The organism is Enterococcus sp. DIV0436a, from assembly GCF_051711605.1.
GTDB lineage: Bacteria > Bacillota > Bacilli > Lactobacillales > Enterococcaceae > Enterococcus_B > Enterococcus_B faecium.
Map to the genome: position 1 here is coordinate 769,333 of NZ_JBIONA010000001.1, position 21,659 is coordinate 790,991.

The 21,659-nt window shown below is 35.2% G+C and carries 21 protein-coding genes and 3 pseudogenes; 16 read left to right on the forward strand and 8 right to left on the reverse strand.

Annotated features, from left to right (window positions below):
* The first annotated feature begins 76 nt into the window (after window positions 1-76).
* Window positions 77-1,165 carry a hypothetical protein gene (locus IGL15_RS03650; RefSeq protein ID WP_002336899.1) on the forward strand — a complete coding sequence of 363 codons (1,089 nt, stop codon included), beginning with the start codon at window positions 77-79 and terminating at the stop codon, window positions 1,163-1,165.
* Between the two features lie 725 nt (window positions 1,166-1,890).
* Window positions 1,891-2,388, forward strand: a pseudogene (locus IGL15_RS03655) (peptidylprolyl isomerase); the annotation flags it as partial.
* Window positions 2,389-2,511: 123 nt separating this feature from the next.
* Here IGL15_RS03655 and IGL15_RS03660 read toward each other — a convergent pair.
* From IGL15_RS03660 to tnpA, 3 genes are all read right to left on the reverse strand, one after another.
* Entirely contained in the window at window positions 2,512-3,372 is an 861-nt protein-coding gene (locus IGL15_RS03660; RefSeq protein ID WP_016251538.1) for an aldose 1-epimerase, read from the reverse strand.
* A gap of 144 nt (window positions 3,373-3,516) precedes the next feature.
* Window positions 3,517-4,665, reverse strand: a complete 1,149-nt coding sequence (tnpB, locus tag IGL15_RS03665) for an IS200/IS605 family element RNA-guided endonuclease TnpB (RefSeq protein WP_002323589.1) — start codon at window positions 4,663-4,665, stop codon at window positions 3,517-3,519.
* 16 nt (window positions 4,666-4,681) lie between these two features.
* Window positions 4,682-5,086, reverse strand: coding sequence for an IS200/IS605-like element ISEfa4 family transposase (gene tnpA, locus IGL15_RS03670; protein WP_002287522.1), 405 nt, complete (start codon window positions 5,084-5,086; stop codon window positions 4,682-4,684).
* A 358-nt stretch (window positions 5,087-5,444) separates the two neighbouring features.
* On the opposite strand from tnpA, the gene IGL15_RS03675 reads away from it, so the two are divergent.
* Both IGL15_RS03675 and IGL15_RS03680 read left to right on the forward strand, forming a co-directional pair.
* Window positions 5,445-5,699 carry an AbrB/MazE/SpoVT family DNA-binding domain-containing protein gene (locus IGL15_RS03675; protein ID WP_002323399.1) on the forward strand — a complete coding sequence of 85 codons (255 nt, stop codon included), beginning with the start codon at window positions 5,445-5,447 and terminating at the stop codon, window positions 5,697-5,699.
* Window positions 5,700-6,017, forward strand: coding sequence for a type II toxin-antitoxin system RelE/ParE family toxin (locus IGL15_RS03680; RefSeq protein WP_002290394.1), 318 nt, complete (start codon window positions 5,700-5,702; stop codon window positions 6,015-6,017).
* A gap of 633 nt (window positions 6,018-6,650) precedes the next feature.
* Here the strand turns inward: IGL15_RS03680 and IGL15_RS03685 are convergent.
* Window positions 6,651-7,559: an IS982-like element ISEfm1 family transposase gene (locus IGL15_RS03685; protein WP_002326174.1), complete on the reverse strand. Its 909-nt coding sequence runs from the start codon at window positions 7,557-7,559 to the stop codon at window positions 6,651-6,653.
* Between the two features lie 218 nt (window positions 7,560-7,777).
* Between IGL15_RS03685 and IGL15_RS03690 the strand changes: the two genes are divergently transcribed.
* Both IGL15_RS03690 and IGL15_RS03695 read left to right on the forward strand, forming a co-directional pair.
* Complete coding sequence (locus IGL15_RS03690) at window positions 7,778-9,148, forward strand: DUF4357 domain-containing protein (RefSeq protein WP_002324486.1); 1,371 nt, start codon at window positions 7,778-7,780, stop codon at window positions 9,146-9,148.
* A 20-nt stretch (window positions 9,149-9,168) separates the two neighbouring features.
* Window positions 9,169-9,453 carry a YjcQ family protein gene (locus tag IGL15_RS03695; RefSeq protein WP_002303603.1) on the forward strand — a complete coding sequence of 95 codons (285 nt, stop codon included), beginning with the start codon at window positions 9,169-9,171 and terminating at the stop codon, window positions 9,451-9,453.
* Window positions 9,454-9,728: 275 nt separating this feature from the next.
* Here IGL15_RS03695 and IGL15_RS03700 read toward each other — a convergent pair.
* From IGL15_RS03700 to IGL15_RS03715, 4 genes and pseudogenes are all read right to left on the reverse strand, one after another.
* Window positions 9,729-10,292: pseudogene (locus tag IGL15_RS03700) on the reverse strand (IS30 family transposase); the annotation flags it as partial.
* Between the two features lie 282 nt (window positions 10,293-10,574).
* Complete coding sequence (locus IGL15_RS03705; protein WP_002293041.1) at window positions 10,575-10,772, reverse strand: cold-shock protein; 198 nt, start codon at window positions 10,770-10,772, stop codon at window positions 10,575-10,577.
* Between the two features lie 195 nt (window positions 10,773-10,967).
* Window positions 10,968-11,921 (reverse strand): IS30 family transposase, encoded by a 954-nt coding sequence (locus IGL15_RS03710; protein WP_010722054.1) that lies wholly within the window; start codon window positions 11,919-11,921, stop codon window positions 10,968-10,970.
* 161 nt (window positions 11,922-12,082) lie between these two features.
* Window positions 12,083-12,763: an IS6-like element IS1216 family transposase gene (locus IGL15_RS03715; RefSeq protein WP_001015311.1), complete on the reverse strand. Its 681-nt coding sequence runs from the start codon at window positions 12,761-12,763 to the stop codon at window positions 12,083-12,085.
* A 409-nt stretch (window positions 12,764-13,172) separates the two neighbouring features.
* On the opposite strand from IGL15_RS03715, the pseudogene IGL15_RS03720 reads away from it, so the two are divergent.
* The 10 genes and pseudogenes from IGL15_RS03720 to IGL15_RS03765 form a co-directional block, all read left to right on the forward strand.
* Window positions 13,173-14,543, forward strand: a pseudogene (locus tag IGL15_RS03720) (primase C-terminal domain-containing protein); the annotation flags it as partial.
* Window positions 14,544-14,794: 251 nt separating this feature from the next.
* A complete protein-coding gene (locus IGL15_RS03725) occupies window positions 14,795-15,211 on the forward strand; it encodes a recombinase (RefSeq protein ID WP_000323438.1) in 417 nt (138 codons plus the stop codon).
* A gap of 1 nt (window position 15,212) precedes the next feature.
* On the forward strand, window positions 15,213-16,775 hold the full coding sequence (locus tag IGL15_RS03730) for a recombinase family protein (protein ID WP_000136908.1): 1,563 nt from the start codon (window positions 15,213-15,215) through the stop codon (window positions 16,773-16,775).
* A gap of 142 nt (window positions 16,776-16,917) precedes the next feature.
* Window positions 16,918-17,142: a helix-turn-helix domain-containing protein gene (locus IGL15_RS03735; protein ID WP_000205227.1), complete on the forward strand. Its 225-nt coding sequence runs from the start codon at window positions 16,918-16,920 to the stop codon at window positions 17,140-17,142.
* 14 nt (window positions 17,143-17,156) lie between these two features.
* Window positions 17,157-18,026 carry a nucleotidyltransferase domain-containing protein gene (locus IGL15_RS03740; protein ID WP_000233000.1) on the forward strand — a complete coding sequence of 290 codons (870 nt, stop codon included), beginning with the start codon at window positions 17,157-17,159 and terminating at the stop codon, window positions 18,024-18,026.
* Window positions 18,007-18,741: a class I SAM-dependent methyltransferase gene (locus IGL15_RS03745; protein WP_000662263.1), complete on the forward strand. Its 735-nt coding sequence runs from the start codon at window positions 18,007-18,009 to the stop codon at window positions 18,739-18,741. The genes IGL15_RS03740 and IGL15_RS03745 overlap by 20 nt, the downstream gene beginning before the upstream one ends.
* Window positions 18,742-18,773: 32 nt before the next feature.
* Entirely contained in the window at window positions 18,774-19,637 is an 864-nt protein-coding gene (locus tag IGL15_RS03750; protein ID WP_002294505.1) for an aminoglycoside nucleotidyltransferase ANT(6)-Ia, read from the forward strand.
* Between the two features lie 43 nt (window positions 19,638-19,680).
* Window positions 19,681-20,208: a phosphoribosyltransferase family protein gene (locus IGL15_RS03755; protein WP_002294507.1), complete on the forward strand. Its 528-nt coding sequence runs from the start codon at window positions 19,681-19,683 to the stop codon at window positions 20,206-20,208.
* A gap of 131 nt (window positions 20,209-20,339) precedes the next feature.
* Window positions 20,340-21,149, forward strand: coding sequence for an ANT(9) family aminoglycoside nucleotidyltransferase Spw (locus IGL15_RS03760; protein WP_002294509.1), 810 nt, complete (start codon window positions 20,340-20,342; stop codon window positions 21,147-21,149).
* A 178-nt stretch (window positions 21,150-21,327) separates the two neighbouring features.
* Complete coding sequence (locus IGL15_RS03765) at window positions 21,328-21,618, forward strand: hypothetical protein (protein WP_010733534.1); 291 nt, start codon at window positions 21,328-21,330, stop codon at window positions 21,616-21,618.
* Window positions 21,619-21,659 lie beyond the last annotated feature (41 nt).

Below are 21,659 nucleotides of genomic sequence, written 5' to 3' on the forward strand. Positions count from 1 at the left end.
TTACACAAAATATTTTACACTCTCAATTTTATGAAAAGATGTTATAATTAACTAAAAAATAATAGGGAGAAAACACATGTACTCAAAGAATTGGAAAAAAAAGTTAGTGATGGGTGTTATGGTAGGGTCTATTTTTGTTTTTGCAGGTTGTTCAGCTTCGACAGACAAAAGTAAAACGGCTACTTCAGAAACAAAAACTGCTGAAGTAGTAAAAAGTAAAATGAAACAAATAGAAAAAAATGTAGAGAAAATTTTAGCCGAAAAAGATAAAGATACAAAACTGTCGGAGTACAAAAAATTTGTTACTGAATCCAGTGCTTACTCTAAGTCAGATAAAACGGAGAAAAAAATTACTAATACCTATACAGAATCTATTAAGAAGATCAAAACAAATTTTAAAGAACAAGACGATAAAGACTTAAAAGAGAATACACTAGATAATCTTGAAGAAGCAACTGAAAATGATCTTTCTCAAAAAGTAAATACATTAGATGAACTCAAAAAATGGGTACAAAAAGAGAGTACTGATGTATATAGCCAAGCGGAAGTAGATTCATTAATCAAAAAAATTGACGATACAATTACCACATATAAAAACCAACTAGAGAAAATAAAAATTGATAATCAGGAGGCTACATCAACAGAGACTACAACAGAAAGTAGTGAGGTAGCTACTTTACAAGAAAATGTTTCCGAAGAACCACAAGTGGTCCACACGAATTTATTAAATTCTATTGAAGAAGCAGCTCAATATCTGGGACAAAAACTTCCACAATCGGGCGGTTCAGATGCATTTGAAAATGGGCAACAAAATTCTGATGGCTCGTTTACTTTTCATTATCAACTACATGGAGGTCCAGAAGGTATCACTTGGAATATCATTACAGTGAATAATAATGGTGAGATTATCCAAGATGATTATTTCAAAACTGTACCCAATGAAGCAACAAACAATAATGTCTCTACACTTAGTCAAGCAGCTATTTCAGAGTTAGAAGCTGCTCAACTTGCAATAGCTAAACACAATGAGTTAGGTAGACCTAATGCAACTGATGCCGGAAGCGAAACTACAGCAGACGGATATTATTTTTATTATATGGCCGATGGAACTGATCAGATGTATAAATATTTTGTAAGTAATTCTGGTCAAGTTCAAGCAGAATAACATTGAGTTATAATGATATTATCAGATGAACTGTATCATAAATTTTTAACGTGAAATGTTTGTAATATCAATTGGAGAATGGTATATGGATTTACTAAAAGATAATAACTGTTATTTTTTAGTAAATTCATACTATTTAGAAAAGAATAATTTGCTGAATACTTGTAAACTATGTGTGATACTTATCTTATATGGATATAGACTCGTGGTGCTAGTTAATTTCAGCTTATTATAAACCAACATTTTCATTTTATAAAAACGACTAAAAACAGAATTTCTGAGTAAAATTTCAAAAGTAAAAATAGTGATATTATGCTCTTGTTCCTAGATTCAATAATTAACTAGCACCACGAGTTTATAAAATTGGCAATAAAATTTTAATCATATTATTTGTTACAAAGCATCTTTTTATCAAAAAAAGTCGGGGCTGGTTGCCAATGCTGAGAAGAGTAAAATCAGCCGTCCGAATGGAACAAAATTTTTGGTTTTTTGCTTTGATAAATACGCAAAGAAATATCAATTAAAGGCGTGGGAAAAGAACTATAGTTGAAATTTCATCTACCTATCTATAATAATTCTATCTTTATTAATTAGTTTAATAACTTTTATATACTCATTTACACGTTATTTAATAAGAGACCACGGTTAAATAAAAATAGATTATATAATAAGAAGGAATTAAGAGACATTTTTAATTTATTCCGAAAAGTGAAAAATAAATTTCTAAAAAACATATCAAATTGATCGATGAAAATCTAAAAACAGATTGAAAATCTTTTCATGCAGAAGATATGAAGAAAGCTGTTGATAAGGGAGACGATTTCTCTAAATTAGCCAAAGACAATAAAGTAAAAGAAGATAGCGAAAAACGGAAAAGTGAAGCTTGATTCAACTAATACAACTATTCTGGTGACAGTCAAAGAAGCATCCTTTAAGTTGAAAGACGGCCAAATTTCTGATGTGATCACTTTCACCAATGATTCAACTTATGATCCATAAATACTATGTAATCAAAAATGGTAAAAAATTAGAATAAAGGCAACGGAATGGATAAATACAAAAAACAATTGAAAGAAATTACTACTGAAACGAAATTGAGCAACAATGAATTTCAAAATAAAGTAGTCGATAAAATATTGAAAGACGCTAATGTAAAAATTAAAGACAAAAACTTTGAAAATGCTTTGAGTACGTCGAAAGTCATTTGTGCTCACTCCTTATAATTCTTTGGTAGGAACTATTTTGAGTGTAGCACAAATGACTTTTTTAGTTGTCTAGCTTAATTTTACAATCGGCGTAAATAAAAATCTCTTCTTTTCTGAGCTATTCGTAATCAAAACAAGCAACTATTGAGTATTTGCTATCTGTTCATTCGGTAAAATAGTAAACTGATAGGTCGTATGGTTGACCTTTTCTTGACCAGGGTACAAAGCGATCGAACCGAGTTCAGGTAAATGGACTAGATCCGGAAATTCTTGTGGCTCGATGGCTAAACTATAGTTTGAATGCATATGTTTCCCGTTGATCATAAAATCAGCTTCAAAACCAGTCGTAGAAAATAATACCACACTTCTATTTGTTGTTGCTATAGACAACTGGCGTCCAGATTGTTTTTCTGAAAGACACAGCACCTTTTTTGAACGTTTCGGTGTAGTAAGAACAAAAACGTCATCAAGTCCTTCTGGATAAGCGTTGAGAATTTCTTCGATTGTATGTGGTTTCTTGAAATTGATCGGTAAATCCGCTTGAGTGATTTGTTCGCCTGTTGGTAGTTTATCTTCATCTAATACCAATAGACTTTCTGCTTGGACAGCCAGTTCATGTGTATCAATGTTACATTTACCATTCCCAGAAAGGTTGAAATAGGCATGATTGGTTGGATTGCAGATCGTCTCGACGGGACTGTTCGTTTTTGTGATCATTTCCAGGCTATTCGCAGTTAGCTGATACGTGATCGTTGCTGTGATAGGACCAGGATAATCGGAAAAAGTGTCTTGTAAATAAAAGACAACGCCGATCGACTGTGGATTTTTGAACACTTCGACATCCCAATATTGGAAAGACCATCCATTTGTTCCTCCGTGGATATGGTGGTTGCCGGCGTTTTTTTCAAGTTGATGATTTCCCCATGTAGCATTTCGGATTCTGCCTGCTACGGGACCGACTGTGGCTCCAAAGAAACTTTCATCGGGTGAACTACTCACCACTTAGCTAAACCTGACGGTTCTTAACGCTTGAAGTGGGAGCTTCTTGGGAATAGAGCATACTTGATAGCGTATTTCTTTACTAACAGCGGTGTCTCTTATTTACCAAGCTATCCCCGTAGTTCCTACGGTTCTTGATGATTGGATCTAAGCCAATCCCATAGAATGTAGTCTTAGACCTTCGGTCAGAATATTGATACTAGCATTGATATCACGATCATGATGAGTATGACAAACAGGACAAGTCCATTCTCGAATTTCAAGAGATTTCTTGCCATCTTTATGTCCGCACTCTGAACAAATCTGACTAGACGGAAACCATTTATCTACTTTGATGATTTTTCGTCCATACCAGTCAGCCTTGTATTGTAATTTAGTCACAAACTTTGACCAAGAAACATCAGAAATACTTTTAGCTAATTTATGATTTCGCAACATACCTTTTGTGTTTAAGTCTTCAATACAGATAATATCGTGATTTTTGATCATTTCTGTACTCAACTTATTCAGAAAATCAGTACGTTGATTCATTACTTTTTCATGCAATCTAGCTACTTTGCGTTTTTGTTTTTGATAATTTTTAGCTTCAAATAGATTGGTACCTTTATTTTTAGCCAATAAAGCACGCCTAGACAATTTGCGTTGTTCACGCTTTAGTTTCTTTTCCATTTTGGACGTGAATTTATTATTATCAATTTTTTGTCCATCAGAAAGAATCGCAAAGTCCATAATACCTAAGTCAATACCAATTGTGGAATTAGTTTTAGGTAATTCGATAATTTCTTCTTTACACAACAAAGAAATATAGTATTTACCGCTAGAATGACGTGATATTGTAGCAGATTTGATAATCCCTTTTGGTTGTCTATGAAGCTTAATTCTTACTAATGACTTCAATTTAGGAACTTTGATGAATTTACTATCAATCAAAGCAATTGTACCATTTTGATTATTCGTTGTATAACTCTGAACAGGATTTTTCTTACTTTTGAAACGTGGAAATCCAACGGATTTATCCCGAAAAAAATTCTTGTATGCTTTATCTAAATTAAGTTGGGCATTGGCTAAAGCAAGGCTATCAATTTCTTTCAAAAACGGAAATTCTTTCTTGTATTTAGCTGGTGTCGGAAAAGTCATTTTTTTAGAAGAATCATTTTTAACTTCTTCATACGCCTTTTTTCGGTCATCAAGCATTAGATTGTAGACCTTACGGACACAACCAAAAGATTTGGCAAAGAAGATTTCTTGTTCCTCTGTTGGATAGATTCTGAATTTGTATGCTTTTAGTTGTTCCATAAAGTTCACCTACTTTCTATTTATGATTGTTTCCTTGATTTTGGATATACTTCTTAATCACATCAATTGGTGCGCCACCAGTTGTCAGAAGACAAAAGCTTTTAGACCAGAACATTTCTTTCCAAAGAAATTGTTTGACTCTTGGAAAGTCACGTTTTATCAATCTTGAGCTGGCACTTTTATAGGCATTGATGAATTTTGTCAATTCTGTTTTAGGTTGAGCTTTGAACATAATATGAACGTGGTCTTTATCATGATTCCACTCCACTAAAGTAATGTGATACGATTCTGAAATTCTTTCAAAAGTAGTTTTGGCATAATCAGATATTTCATCATCAATCACTTGTCTACGATATTTCGTTACTAAAACAAGGTGGTAATAAAGAAGAAATACTGAATGATTATTTGTATCTAATTCCATGTTATATCAACTCATTTCTTGTATAGACTGATTGTAACATGGGACAAAATAAAAAGGCAATACGCCTTAGTTGTCGGTCTTCGAGTTACCAACGGTAACCCTCATACCGAACGGCATTCATCACCCACCTATAGAGGATGGGCGACTTCTGCCTAATTCTGTTAAATGGATGTTAACGGAAGTGTATGGTGAGTAGTTCACTCGTATTTTGATATCGTTTGTATATGTTTTCAGCGTTCTAAGTGGCTTATTTTGTCCAATAATAATATGGAGTGGAATCCCTTAAGAAACACCGTTGGCAATTGTTGTTATAACATGTTATAATTTATTCATCAAAAACTAAAAGGAGTGTGATAACATGGGAAAAGAACTAAAGGTTAGAAAGATCGGCAATAGCGTGGGAGTGATCCTTCCAAGCTCTCTTGGATTAAAAAGCGGAGACATTATCCAAGCCAAACAAGAAGGCAACTTATTCATATTAGATACTACTCAAATAGCAAAAGAACACGATCGCAAATTGATTGAAGAAAGTTTCCAAGACTTTGAGAAAGGTTTAACAGTTTCAGAAATTGAAATGGTAAAAGCTTTCGGAAAATACGGCTGGAGTGAATAGATGAAAGAGTACACGCTAGTTTATTCTAAAAGTTTTCAGACCAGCCTTGAAACGATAATAGAAGAATGGGAAAATGAGCTTGCTCTTTCTCCAGCCAGCATAAAAAGATTTGTAGGTGCGATCCAGAAGGCTTTAGAACTAACCAAAAATTTTCCAACTATGCATGAGGAAGTTTCCGAAATCTATGGAATGGATATCCCAACATATCGGATCGTGATCGGCAAAAGCTATGCCTTATTTTATCGGATCGACCATGAAAAAAAAGAGATACTTGTAGGACGTATTTTCCAATCTAAACAAATGAAACTAGGCTTTTAACAATAATTAGGAAAAAGTCGCTCATCCTCTACAGGTGGGTGATTAATGCCGCTCGATATGGTTGTTAACCGTCGGTTACTCGAAGATTGATATATAAGACTTAGTACCTTTTTATTTTGCTCCATGTTATGGCCGAAGGTCTAAAGATACAATCATTAGTCTAGAGAAAAATTAAGAACCGTAGGAACTACGGGGATCGCTTGGTGAATAAGAGACACTGCTATTAGTGAAAAAATAAGATATCAAGTACGCTCTATTCCCAAAAATTTCGTGACTTTACTCATGAGAGGTTCAAGTAGTATATTTTTAATCAAAATTGACGTAACTTTTAATAAATACTACCTAAATAAGGTAGTATTTATTTTTGTGTTTTAAAAGAGGAAGTCCAATATATCTATGGGAAACTTCTTAAATATTATGTTGGTACATGAAAATATACTTCCCTGCTAGACTATTTACAACATTTTACTTTGTACGTATTCTTGTTTTAAAAGGAATGGGATAAAATATAGGTACAATAACTATTTGATGCTAAATATAATTAATGGAGGAGAGATAGTGAACATACTTAATGAAAAAAGATATGTATGGTTTGCTGGTAAAAAATATATTAACCCGTGGTGCTAGTTAATTTTAATATCCTAAAGAATATCTCAAAGTTCCTTCAAAACGTCGTTGTGCTCGACTTAATAGAACACTGTAAGCCAGTAATATGCTTTCAAATCTACTCTCTAGCCCTTTAACAGAACGTGAGTTGAAATTTTGACAACCTAATTTTTCTAAGGAAGAAAAAACAGTCTCAACTGTTTTTCTTTGTTTTCCAAGTAAGCTGTGGTCTAGTTTTTCTGATTTATCCATGTTTTTACGTGGCGGAACGGATATAGTAATGCCCTTAAGGGCAAGCTTTTCATGGATTTTATGGCTAATATATCCTTTGTCCCCTAGGATATTGGGAAGATTCGCTTCTTCCGATAAAGTCTCTAACACTTTCACGTCATGGACACCTGGATTCGTGATTGAGTAAGTAATCGGAAAGCCAGTCTTAGTAACGATCATATGAATTTTAAGACCATAAAAATAAGATTTTTTTGTTGAGTTATAGCCAACTTTGGCTATTTGATTCAATAGTTTTGCTTGTCTATTTCTAACTGGTTTACATAATTGACTAGGAAAACTATCTATAATTCCGACTAGTTCACCTTTGGTGAGCTTCTTGATGAAAAAGTATCGAATAATCTTGATAGTGTAAGCTAAGTTTGAACTTAAGCGAGTGAATCGACTCCTACTAGGAAAGTCACCATTAAGAAATAAGACGGAACAAACCGCTCTATACGTGGCTCTTTGGCTAGTATAGCCATTAATTATGCCCCATATAACACAAGCAATAATCACTGTATCGCGTTGCTTCAGTTGATCAGTATTTCTTCGGTTTTTAATCTTATCTGGTACACAATTGTGGTATATGTTAGAAACAGTTCTCATAATTTCCTTGAATGTTATAAAAGTATCTGTATAATGTTCAGTATATTTTGATGAACGCATATGTAGTCCTCATTTCTTGGGAGTTTTGAGACTACTATATGCGTTTTTTGTTGATTTACCAACATGTTTAGACATTTTCCTCTAGGAAAAAATTAACTAGCACCACGCGTATTGTTTATATTAAATTAGATGACCGTGATAATGCACAGCAAATTTTTGAAAGTATCAATTCTACCGGTGAAAGATTGACTGCCTCGGATTTGATTCGAAACTTCATCATGATGGATAAATCTAATGAAGAGCAGACTACGCTTTATACTAAATATTGGCGTAGGTTGGAAGAAGTCTTTGATAATTCTAAAGGAATGGAAGACTTTTTCAGATACTACCTTGCTGCAATAACTGGGGAGTATTCAGCAAAGCATATTCTTTATCAAGCATTCAAAGACTATTGGCATAAAGAGCGCGATGTATCAAGTGATGCCGAATTGCTCCAAAAATTAGTGCGATATGCTGGTTATTTTGCGAGACTTTACTATAACAAACCTGAAGGAAAATACTCAGAAGTATTGAGCGATTTCCAAAGTATGGAAAGTATGATGCCTGCACCTTTTGTTTTGGGATTATCTGAATGGTACTATCATGACCAATTTATCACTGAAGACCAATATATTGATGCGATTAAGGTAGTGAATGATTATCAGCTTAGGAGATATTTTAATGGGGATGATACAAGCAGAGTGTCAAAAGCATTTCCTTCATATTTGAAAAGTGTTAGGAAGTACGCTAAAGCTAATGGATATGAAAATATCGTTGATATTGTAATTTATGTTCTTGTTACTAGAAATCAATCAAATAATATGGCACTTCCATCTGACAAGGCATTGAAATCTAATCTATTGAATGCCAATGCTTATGCGATGAGATTGGCCCGTTGGTTACTTGAAAAAATAGAGAATCGAGAAAATTCAGCAACACTTGATATGAGTAACTTGTCCATTGAACACATCATGCCACAGACTAGTACTTCATATTGGGAAGAGAAGGCTGGTACATCGGGGGAAGAATACACAGGATTAGTAAATACCATTGGTAATTTAACACTCGTTACAAATCCTGATAATTCGGCCGCGGGAAATAAAGACTTTGAGACCAAAAAGAAAATCTTTGAAGATACCCTTCATATTCGTATGAATAAAGATTTGTACGAATTGACTGAGTGGACATCATCGGATATTTCTGCCAGAAGTGAAGCTCTAATCAATGAACTGATTACTATGTATCCCTATTTGAGATCGTCGGGCGACTATGAACACGATGGGAATAGGGAAATTTTCTTAGAGGCGCAAGGAATAAAAGCAACTGGGTATTTGAACGAAGACGAGACCGTGATTATACATTCAGGTTCAGAAATTTATTCTAAGATTAAAGATATTGCATCTGATTCGCTAGATGAAACTCGCCAAGAGCTGTTGGATAATGGAATCATTGAAGAAACAATTGGGGGACTACAATTTGTTCAAGATTACACTGCCTCATCTGTTTCGAATGCAGCAGCTCTGCTATTAGGGGGTAGCCGGAATGGTTGGGACTACTGGAAATATGATAACGGAATAAGTATTAATGATTCGCTAAGAAATAAGAAATAGAGCATAGAGGTGGTGTTAGGTTGGATAAGAACAAACTAAGATATGCAATTCTTAAATTGCGTGATGAAAAAAAGAATCCTTTTATTGAGCTTAAAGGGCAAGTTCCAGAAGAAGATATTTTAGAACAAACTAAATTTCTTTCGCGCAATGGCTTACTAGAATCCATGGTTTGGGCGGATAACACTGTTCATATCTGGGGGAGTGTTTCTCTGGAAGGGGAAAAATATTTAGTTGAAAACTCAGGTCTTGCTAAGGCGTATGCATTGGCAAAAGAAGTTAAAAATTGGATTCCATTTTGGGGCTAAGATAAGTTTTTAAACGGAGAAGGTAGCAAATCATAATTGGTTTGTTGCCTTTTTTGATTGCCCAAAAAGAAAAATGACAAAGTATAGAGATAAATGACATAGTACACGGGAAAAATGACATTGTATCACCGACAACGTCTAAATAGATGTTGATATATATACGTTCCGTACAAATAATTATAAAAATTTAAATGATTTGAGTAGAAGTATCAGTGAATATCTCAAGGGGAATAGCTATCTCAAGATTCGATTTTCACATATTATTATTTGTCAAATTAAGCGAGACAAAACTTTCCATTTACGTAACTCAAAAAAACTTCTAATGGTGTTTGGTAATTTAGTGATTTTCTAGGGATATGGTTTCTTTTGGACGCAACGGATGAGATGAATCCTTGATTGACTTGGTTGAAGTCCATTTCTTTTGGTAGTCCATCTTTTCGGAGGAGTCCGTTTGAATGTTCATTTAATCCCCGTTGGGAAGGCGTTCCTGGGTCTGCGAAATAAATATCAATATCATTCGTATTACTAATACTTTTCCAATTAGAGAATTCTTTTCCACAATCAAAGGTAATTGATTTGAAAAGATTTTTGGGTACGGATTGAAGCCATTCATTAATCGAATTTTCAATATCAACTGCCTTACGGCCTTCTGGTTTCAAGGCGATAATGGCTTTTGAAAGTCGCTCAACGAGCGTGATGACGGCACTTTTATGGTGGATGCCGACAATCGTATCACCCTCTAAATGTCCAAATTCTTCTTCGAAAACGACATAATCTTTTTTACGCTCAGAAATATTTCTTTTGAATGCCTGTTTTCCACGTTTTTCCTTATAACCATTTCATTGTGATCCACCTCTTTTGTTTATTAGTTTAAACCATCAAACCATTTTTAATAAAATATGTAAATTCCTTTGCTCAAAAAAGTAGCTTCTTTACGATTCGACAATTTCAAATAAAGCAGGTAAAAACTGGCTGTCAGAAAATAGCCAAACTGAAGCAAAAAATAATGTTAAAATTAATTAATGAACGAAAAAAATCCCTCACCTAATATTACGGTGAGGAATTTTTTCTACCGACATAAACAAAAAAACCACCTCATATGAGGCGGTTAACGTTCAACATTATTTTACGATATTTACTGCTTGAGGACCACGTTGTCCTTCTTCAATATCATAAGTAACTGCTTGGCCTTCATCTAAAGACTTAAAGCCTTCTCCTTGGATTGCTGAGAAATGAGCGAATACGTCATTTCCATCTTCACCAGTGATGAAACCAAAACCTTTATCTGAGTTAAACCATTTTACTGTACCGTTATTCATATATATTTCCTCCTGATACGTATATAATACGTGTTTTATTGCAATTAATATTACTTGGTAAAAGGAGTTTTTATAGTGTGAATATATCGCTCAGATTACGTTTCAAATTAGATTACTTATTTACTATAACACGGATGTAATGCTAACACAAGGATAATCACTCGATATACGGTTTAAATATTATTATTTGTCAAATTAAGCGAGACAAAACTTTCCATTTACGTAACTCAAAAAAACTTCTAATGGTGTTTGGTAATTTAGTGATTTTCTAGGGATATGGTTTCTTTTGGACGCAACGGATGAGATGAATCCTTGATTGACTTGGTTGAAGTCCATTTCTTTTGGTAGTCCATCTTTTCGGAGGAGTCCGTTTGAATGTTCATTTAATCCCCGTTGGGAAGGCGTTCCTGGGTCTGCGAAATAAATATCAATATCATTCGTATTACTAATACTTTTCCAATTAGAGAATTCTTTTCCACAATCAAAGGTAATTGATTTGAAAAGATTTTTGGGTACGGATTGAAGCCATTCATTAATCGAATTTTCAATATCAACTGCCTTACGGCCTTCTGGTTTCAAGACGATAATGGCTTTTGAAAGTCGCTCAACGAGTGCGATGACGGCACTTTTATGGTGGATGCCGACAATCGTATCACCCTCTAAATGTCCAAATTCTTCTTCGAAAACGACATAATCTTTTTTACGCTCAGAAATATTTCTTTTGAATGCCTGTTTTCCACGTTTTTCCTTATAACCATTTGGTTTTCGTTTTCCTTGCATCGGTAAATGTAAAACATTGAATTCTCCCGTCTTAAACCGGCGATAGAGGGTACTTACTGAACAAGAGAAGGTTCGCTCTGCACGGCCAATAATGACGTCTGGGGTCCAACCTTCAGTTGATCTTTTTGCAATGTATTCTTTTTCCTCAGCAGGAAAAATGATTTCGGTTCTCCCACAACGTCGCTTATTTTCTTTGTATTGTTCAAAGTATTCAAGTGCTGTTCCACCACATTTGAGAAAGTTATAGACATTGTAAATTGTTTGGCGTCCACGTTTAAGCTGCTTCGCAACGATGGCAACCGGAGTTTCTTGATGAAAATATGCTTCTATCATTACAAGCTCGTTTGGTGTAAGATGGGTATAAGTCATTTATGTTCACTCTCCTTGTATGCTTTAGCGGGTATTACAATTTGAGTGTAACATAAATGGCTTTTTTATTTGTCTCGCTTAATTATACAAACGGCGTTTTATAAAGCGGTTCTGTTGCAAAGTTTTAAATAAAGAATAAAATCCCTTACGGTATCTATGATTTAAGCTGGGATTCCCAATAATACCTTGATTTCAGTACAGACCGAAAACCCGAAGAGAGTGCCTTCTTTTCGGGTTTTCTTATATAATCCTCGAATGGCTTCCATGCCTTTAATCGTGGTAGAGGCAGTGCGTAAACTTCGATAGAATTTATTGCGTCTCTTTACTGGACGATGGTCTTGTTCAATCAAATTATTCAGGTATTTAATGGTACGATGTTCTGTCCCTTGATAAAAGCCGTATTCTTTTAGTTTCTTAAAGGCACTTGTAATAGAGGGGGCTTTATCTGTGACTACAACCTTCGGTTCATCAAACTGCTTCACTAACCGCTTAAGAAAAGCATAGGCTGCTTGTGTGTCCCGTTTTTTACGTAACCAAATATCCAAGGTTAAACCATCTGCATCGATGGCTCGATACAAATAATGCCATTTTCCTTTAATTTTGATGTACGTTTCATCCATTTTCCATGAATAAAAGGATTTTTTATTTTTCTTTTTCCAAATTTGATAGAGTAGTTTGCCATATTCTTGCACCCAACGATAAATCGTCGTATGAGAAACGTTAATGCCACGATCATATAAGATTTCTTGAACTTCACGATAGCTAAGGTTATAACGAAGATAGTAGCCCACGGCTACAATAATCACATCCTGCTGAAATTGCTTTCCTTTAAAATGATTCATCGTCATTCCTCCTGCTATCTTTTTCTATTATTCTACCTTATTTGATAGTAGATTTAAAACTTTGCAACAGAACCTATAACGAAACAACGAACTGAATAAAGAATACAAAAAAAGAGCCACGACCAACTTATTTTCCGCCAAGAAAATAAGTTGCGAGCCTTAATTGATTACCACCAATCAATTAAAGAAGTCGAGACCCAAAATTTGGTAAAGTATTTAATTACTTTATTAATCAGATACTTAAATATCTGTAAACCCATTATATCGGGTTTTTGAGGGGATTTCAAGTCTTTAAGAAGATACCAGGCAATCAATTAAGAAAAACTTAGTTGATTGCCTTTTTTGTTGTGATTCAACTTTGATCGTAGCTTCTAACTAATTAATTTTCGTAAGAAAGGAGAACAGCTGAATGAATATCCCTTTTGTTGTAGAAACTGTGCTTCATGACGGCTTGTTAAAGTACAAATTTAAAAATAGTAAAATTCGCTCAATCACTACCAAGCCAGGTAAAAGCAAAGGGGCTATTTTTGCGTATCGCTCAAAAAAAAGCATGATTGGCGGACGTGGCGTTGTTCTAACTTCCGAAGAAGCGATTCACGAAAATCAAGATACATTTACGCATTGGACACCAAACGTTTATCGTTATGGTACGTATGCAGACGAAAACCGTTCATACACTAAAGGACATTCTGAAAACAATTTAAGACAAATCAATACCTTCTTTATTGATTTTGATATTCACACGGAAAAAGAAACTATTTCAGCAAGCGATATTTTAACAACAGCTATTGATTTAGGTTTTATGCCTACGTTAATTATCAAATCTGATAAAGGTTATCAAGCATATTTTGTTTTAGAAACGCCAGTCTATGTGACTTCAAAATCAGAATTTAAATCTGTCAAAGCAGCCAAAATAATCTCGCAAAATATCCGTGAATATTTTGGAAAGTCTTTGCCAGTTGATCTAACGTGCAATCATTTTGGGATTGCTCGTATACCAAGAACGGACAATGTCGAATTTTTTGATCCCAATTACCGTTATTCTTTCAAAGAATGGCAAGATTGGTCTTTCAAACAAACAGATAATAAGGGCTTTACTCGTTCAAGTCTAATGGTTTTAAGCGGTACAGAAGGCAAAAAACAAGTAGATGAACCCTGGTTTAATCTCTTATTGCACGAAACGAAATTTTCAGGAGAAAAGGGTTTAGTAGGGCGTAATAGCGTTATGTTTACCCTCTCTTTAGCCTACTTTAGTTCAGGCTATTCAATCGAAACGTGCGAATATAATATGTTTGAGTTTAATAATCGATTAGATCAACCCTTAGAAGAAAAAGAAGTGATCAAACTTGTTAGAAGTGCCTACTCAGAAAACTATCAAGGGGCTAATAGGGAATACATTACCATTCTTTGCAAAGCTTGGGTATCAAGTGATTTAACCAGTAAAGATTTATTTGTCCGTCAAGGGTGGTTTAAATTCAAGAAAAAAAGAAGTGAACGTCAACGTGTTCATTTGTCAGAATGGAAAGAAGATTTAATGGCTTATATTAGCGAAAAAAGCGATGTATACAAGCCTTATTTAGTGACGACCAAAAAAGAGATTAGAGAAGCGCTAGGCATTCCTGAACGTACGCTAGATAAGCTATTGAAGGTATTAAAAGCGAATCAAGAAATCTTCTTTAAGATTAAATCAGGAAGAAATGGTGGCATTCAACTTGCTAGTGTTAAATCATTGTTGCTATCGATCATTAAAGTAAAAAAAGAAGAAAAAGAAAGCTATATAATGTTTTAGATAGTGAGATTAAAAATCTTACTACCGAAAAAACAAACCTGGTAACGAACTCTGCGAGTGGGGTTTTGCGAGCAAACGAGATAAAGGACCTCATTAATTATGTGTCAGCAGATAATTTTAATGGTGACTACACGGAAGAACTATTTGAAGAATTTGTAGTGAACATCATTGTAAATTCCAGGGATGAGCTGACATTCAATTTGAAATGCGGTCTTTCCCTGAAAGAAAAGGTGGTGAGATAAATGGCATATATTCCATATGGATACAAAATTCAAGATGGAGTGGTTACTGTCGATGAAAAGGCAGCAGGTCAAGTAAAGGTATTCTTTGAGAAATACATATCAGGACTATCCCTTACAGTGGCTGGCGAACAGGCAGGTATTGAAAAGACACATTCTGTGATGGGGCGCATTTTGAAAAACGTCAACTACCTTGGAAATGATACGTATCCAGCAATTATTGATAAAGAGATATTTGATAAAGCTGAAGAAGTTAGAGATAAACGTGCAAAGGATTTAGGACGAGTGGTAGAGCTTGCCGCTTTCACCTCTCCCCCTCCCAAAGAACGATTCAAAATGAAAAAGGCAGATAATAAGATGCCAGTGGATCCTTTTGAACGAGCAGAATACTTATACAGTCTGATAGAAAGCGAGGAATAAAGTGACAGAGAAAAATATAATGGTTATTCCTGCTCGTAAAAGAGTAGGAAGTACAGCCGCAAAAGAAAAGATAAAGAAACTTCGTGTTGCTGCCTATTGCCGTGTTTCTACAGAAACAGAAGAACAAAATTCTAGCTATGAGGTTCAGGTCTCACACTATACAGAGTTTATAAAGAAAAATAATGAATGGGAGTTTGCTGGCATCTTTGCAGATGATGGTATCTCTGGTACGAACACTAAAAAGCGTGACGAATTTAATCGCATGATTGCAGAGTGTATGGACGGTAACATCGACATGGTTATTACAAAATCCATCAGCCGATTTGCGCGTAACACCCTAGACTGCCTTCAATACATTAGACAGCTCAAGGATAAGAACATATCAGTTTATTTTGAGAAAGAGAACATCAACACCACGGATGCCAAAGGTGAGGTTTTGCTGACTATTATGGCATCTTTGGCACAGCAGGAAAGCCAGAGCCTTTCACAAAACGTTAAGCTTGGGCTACAGTACCGATACCAACAAGGAAAGGTGCAGGTCAACCATAAGCGATTTATGGGCTACACGAAAGATGAAGATGGAAATTTAACTATTGTCCCCGAAGAAGCTGAGATTATCAAACGCATCTACCGAGAATACCTTGAGGGTCAGAGTCTAGTGGGCATTGGTCGAGCCCTTGAAAAGGATGGTATTTTAACAGCAGCGGGAAAACCAAGATGGCGACCAGAATCAGTTAAGAAGATACTTCAAAACGAAAAATACATCGGAGATGCCCTTCTGCAAAAGACTGTCACAGTAGATTTTCTGACCAAGAAACGAGTGAAAAATGAAGGGCATGTTCCCCAATATTATGTTGAAAATAGCCATGAAGCGATTATTCCTAAAGAGTTATTTTTGCAGGCGCAAGAAGAAATTCATCGGAGAAGCAATATCTACACAGGAGAAGGCAAGAACAAAAGAATTTACAGTAGCAAGTACGCTTTAAGTGCCATCACCTTCTGTGGAGATTGTGGCGATATTTATAGACGGGTCTATTGGAATATCCACGGAAGAAAAGAATTTGTCTGGCGATGCGTGACTAGAATCGAGCAAGGTCCTGAAGTTTGTAAGAACCGAACCGTAAAAGAAGATGAACTTTATGGTGCAGTAATGACTGCGATTAATAAGCTACTTGCAGGTGGGAACAATATGATAAAGACACTGGAAGAGAATATTCATGCTGTGATTGGCGAAACCACAGAATACCAAATTTCAGAGATTAACAACTCACTAGAGGAAAAACAAAAAGAACTAATCAAGCTGGCGAACAAGGGTCAAGACTATGACCACTTAGCAGATGAGATTGATGAGCTGAGAGACAAGCGACAGATCCTTTTAGTAGAAGATGCCTCCCTCAGTGGCGAGAACGAGCGAATCAATGAGCTGATTGAATTTATCCGCAAGAACAAATTCCGCACCTTAGAATATGATGATAAGCTTGTAAGGAAGATAATCCAGAGCGTTACAGTCTATGAAGGCCACTTCGTCATAGCCTTCAAATCTGGCATCGAAATGGAAATATGAAAACCAGAAGTAAATAGCCCATGACTCTACAGTAGAGTTGTGGGTTTTCTTTTGCTTGCTGATTATAATAATATTTTAATAACTATTGTGTTTATCAACCAAATGGTTTATAATATTCTTAGCGTAAACTTGGAGGTGCTGTATGACTACGGCAGAAATGATTAAAGAACTGTGTGAGCAAATGAATATAAGTGTTTCCGAACTTGCTAGACGTATTGGCCAGACTCCACAGAATTTCAATAAAAAATTACAACGAGAAACAGTAACCTTGGATGAGTTGAAGGCCATTGCTGATGTGCTAGGTGTCAAGTTTGTGCAGGCATTTATTTTACCAGATGGAGAAGAAATAAAAATATCTAACGAATAAAGGAGGATGTTTATATGGTAGGTAATGTTATTCAAATAGTAACAGAGAAATTATCATCTTTGCCTTTTATAGAAGGCATCGTATTAGGGGGCTCACGTGCAAGAGGCACCCATACAGAAAATTCTGATATAGATATCGGAATCTATTACAATTCAGACTCATTTGACCTGACAGCGATTAATCAAATTGCTACAGAATTGGATGATAAAAATAGAAACAACCTTGTTGTGCCTCCCGGAGCGTGGGGTGATTGGATTAATGGCGGCGGATGGTTATTTATAAATGGGTATCATGTTGACTTGATTTTACGTGATATAAAACGGGTAGAACAAATAATCAAAGATACGGAGCAAGGAATTGTTACTGCCAATTATCAGACCGGGCATCCCCATGGTTATATAAGTGCAATGTATCGTGGAGAATTAGCGATTAGTAAAATACTATATGCTAAGAACGAAAGCTTATGCGAATTAAAAAAGCAGGCAGAAATTTACCCTACTGCTCTAAAGAAAAGCTTGATGAACTTTTTTATATTTGAAGCTGAATTCTCTTTAATGTTTGTAAAAGCAAATGCGGGGGTAGAGGATAAATATTATATTGCAGGCCATGTTTTTCGTATTATTTCATGCTTAAATCAAGTACTATTTGCATGTAATAATGCTTATTGCATTAACGAAAAGAAAGCTATAAAACTGCTTGAAACTTTTGAATATAAACCTGAAAAATATGCCGAAAGAGTTAATCATATTTTTGAAGTACTCGGTCTTTCTCTTTTTGAATGCTACGATATGACCGAGAAACTTTATAAAGAAGTGAATGAAATTGTATCGGAGATAAATAACTTTTTAAACGAGGAGAGTTCAGATGAAAGAAAACAAATATGATGATAATATATTTTTTCAAAAATACAGTCAAATGAGTCGCTCGCAGAAAGGACTGGCTGGTGCGGGAGAATGGGAGACTTTGAAAAAGATGCTACCTGATTTTAAGGGTAAGCGTGTGCTTGATTTAGGATGCGGCTATGGATGGCACTGTATATATGCGATGGAAAACGGTGCTTCCTCTGTAGTAGGTGTTGATATTTCTCATAAAATGCTCGAAGTAGCAAAAGGAAAAACCCATTTTCCACAGATTGAATATGAATGCTGTGCCATAGAAGATGTGGATTTCCCAGAGGAGAGCTTTGATGTAATACTAAGTTCGCTTGCGTTTCATTATGTAGCAGACTATGAGAATTTAATAAAAAAGATATATAGGATGCTGAAGGCTGGTGGCAATTTAGTTTTTACAGTTGAACATCCTGTTTTTACTGCTCATGGAACACAAGACTGGTATTATAACGAAAAAGGAGAAATACTGCATTTCCCGGTGGACAATTATTATTATGAGGGCAAACGGACAGCTATGTTTTTGGAAGAAAAGGTTACAAAATATCATAGAACACTGACCACATATCTAAATACACTGCTTTCAAATAGTTTTATAATAAATCAGATTGTGGAGCCACAGCCGCCAGAGAACATGATGGATATTCCGGGGATGGCGGATGAAATGCGACGCCCAATGATGCTGATTGTATCGGCAAAAAAGAAGATGTAATAATATAGAAAAAATAAACGAGGAGTATGTAAATGAGATCAGAAAAAGAAATGATGGATTTAGTACTTTCTTTAGCAGAACAGGATGAACGTATTCGAATTGTGACCCTTGAGGGGTCACGCGCAAATATTAATATACCTAAAGATGAATTTCAGGATTATGATATTACATATTTTGTAAGTGATATAGAACCGTTTATATCTAATGATGACTGGCTTAATCAATTTGGGAATATAATAATGATGCAAAAGCCGGAGGATATGGAATTATTCCCACCTGAAGAAAAGGGATTTTCCTATCTTATGCTATTTGATGATTACAATAAAATTGATCTTACCTTATTGCCCTTGGAAGAGTTAGATAATTACCTAAAGGGCGATAAATTAATAAAGGTTCTAATTGATAAAGATTGTAGAATTAAAAGGGACATAGTTCCGACTGATATAGATTATCATGTAAGAAAGCCAAGCGCAAGGGAGTATGATGATTGCTGCAATGAATTTTGGAATGTAACACCTTATGTTATTAAAGGATTGTGCCGCAAAGAGATACTGTTTGCAATCGATCATCTGAACCAGATTCTACGGTTTGAACTACTTAGGATGATGTCGTGGAAGGTTGGGATAAAGACAGAATTTTCATTAAGTGTTGGGAAAAATTATAAGTATATTAACAAATACATTGATGAAGATCTATGGAATAGATTATTATCTACATATCGCATGGATTCCTATGAAAATATTTGGAAGTCATTATTTATATGCCACCAATTGTTCAGGGAAGTGTCCAAAGAGGTAGCAGAACTACTGGGGTTTGATTATCCAGAGTATGGTAAGAACATAACAAGATATACCGAGGACATGTATAAAAAATATGTTGAAAATGACTATTTTTAAAGATTAGCAAAGATTATTAACCATAAGCAAGGGGTGTAAATGTATGGAAAGTACTGATGTTATAAATGAAATTAGAGGTATATTACCTCGTAACTCAATTGGAAAATATGATTTACTAACTATTTTTACACATAAAACCGTTTTTGATAAAATTGTAAAAGTACTATCATTGGATTTTCAAAATAAAGTAGATTATGTGGCTGCCCCAGAAGCAATTGGATGGATACTAGGCACTGCCATAGCCAAAGAACTTGGAGTGGGGTTTATTGGAGTAAGAAAAGGTGATAAGCTGCCATACGCAAAAGAAGAGATTATTTCGACACATTTTACCGACTATTCAGGTCAAGATAAAAGCTTTGAAATATCTAAGAGTTCTATTGTGAGGAACAAAAGAGTTTTGATTGTAGATGATTGGATAGAGACAGGTTCTCAAATGAAGGCTTTAATAGCTTTGTTAGAGAAATTGGATTGCAGCATTATTGGGTTGGCTACTATTGGGATTGATATAAATGAGGTTACTCAAAAATGGATAGACAGCAGTTTTGTAGCTTATATTGGCTCAAACATATAATAAACCGAAAGAAAATCTTGAATCAAAATTTTGGATGGCGTTAATTTACAATACAACGAAAGATGTTTACTCTTTTTTTATAAATTTTAAGAGGCGTTAAAAAACAGTTTTCAGACGAAAGGAGATCGAAGTTGAGTATAGATTTAAGTAACAAAAAAATTCCGAAAGAAGCAATTCAAGCATTAAAAACTATAGCGGAACTACTTGATAATATGTTAATTGGGGTGTATTTGTATGGTTCGGCAGTAATGGGTGGTTTACGTATGAATAGCGATGTAGATATTTTGGTAATAACAAATCAAAGTTTATCTGAAAAAACTCGAAGGAATCTTACAAATAGGTTAATGCTTATATCTGGGAAAATAGGAAACATAAAAGATATGAGGCCTCTTGAAGTTACGGTCATAAATCAAAAGGATATTGTCCCTTGGCATTTCCCCCCCAAATATGAATTTATGTATGGCGAGTGGCTAAGAGAGCAGTTTGAAAAGGGAGAAATTCCTGAGTCGACTTATGATCCGGATTTAGCAATACTTTTAGCACAACTAAGAAAAAATAGTATTAACCTTTTGGGACCAAAGGCAACAGAAGTAATTGAGCCTGTGCCAATGACAGATATTCGAAAAGCAATTAAAGAATCGTTGCCCGGGTTGATAGCTAGCATTAACGGTGACGAACGCAATGTGATTTTAACTTTAGCCAGAATGTGGCTGACAGCATCTACTGGTGAAATTCGCTCAAAAGATCTGGCAGCTGAATGGGCGATACCTCAATTACCCGATGAGCATGCTACTTTACTCAACAAAGCGAGAGAGGCTTATTTAGGAGAGTGTGTTGACAAGTGGGAAGGAATGGAATCTGAGGTGGCTGAACTCGTTAATCATATGAAAAAGTCTATAGAGTCTTCCCTTAATATCCAATTACCTTTTCGAATAGTTTAAATATAACAAAGACTAGTTGTTAATGTGCATTATTGATTGCTTCGATATGTTCCCCCATATATCAGTTTCTTAAAAAATAATCAAAATACCGTTGATACGTTCCCGCGAACGAAAGGGTTAAAAATCAGCTTAAGACATCAATGCCATCAACTCGAGCCACGTTGAGACGTGTGTTTTATTGTCCCACAAAAGTGCAGACGATTTTATCAGTGTAAAAATGGAGTACGCAGACGACCGAAAAATCCAGCCAGATCGTATCACCTACAGGCTTATTCAGGAGTATATCGAAGAAAAGTACGGCTTCAAAGTTCACACTGCAAACATTGCAGAGGTCAAAAGAAACTTAGGCCTGCCGATGTACGACGCACCAAACGCAGTTGAAGAACTAAAACGCCCATATAAACCAGCACCAGAATATAAAGTAGAAGCTATTAAAGACGCATTAAGGCACTTCAAGGTCATAGATTAAAGTAAAGTACCCTTTCAGCAGATCATTACTGTTGAGAGGGT